Annotated in this window: 1 protein-coding gene; it reads right to left on the reverse strand. The window is 40.9% G+C overall.

Features of this window, described 5'->3' with window-relative positions:
• On the reverse strand, positions 1–214 hold a 214-nt coding region (locus tag ACYVTD_RS15625), incomplete at its 3' end, for a hypothetical protein (protein ID WP_461248619.1).
• Between the last annotated feature and the right edge of the window lie 270 nt (positions 215–484).

Below are 484 nucleotides of genomic sequence, written 5' to 3' on the forward strand. Positions count from 1 at the left end.
AGACTGTATTTCCTTTATCTCCATATTTCCAGACCTTTAACGTAACGGAACCGCCAGCGATTTGTACTCCTTCCTTTATTGAGTTACCAATCGTATATATTTCTTGACCGGCTAAAAGATAAGGATTTGCACTAGAAGAGTTTTTTGCAGTAGCATACTGACCGTTATAGTCGGATAAACCAGTTATGGTCAGTGCGGATATGCGTTTTTGCATGACTTTAGGGAAAAGATTTTATATTTTTTTACATGAACCGACCTATACGCTACCGCTAGCGTACCCTGCAGGGCAAGGTACGTTTGCGTTTACTCTTACGACTAATAATACCTCGCATTATCAGGACCAGTAAGGTAAGGGGGGTCATGGTCAGGGAAATAATATCCTTTCACGCTGGGTACTTGTGTTGGAACAAATTGATAGTATATTATTTCTCCATCGTAAAGAATATATTCCCCCCTGCTGACTTCAGCGCCATCTCTATCGACA

It is taken from the genome of Treponema sp. R6D11 (genome assembly GCF_054786075.1).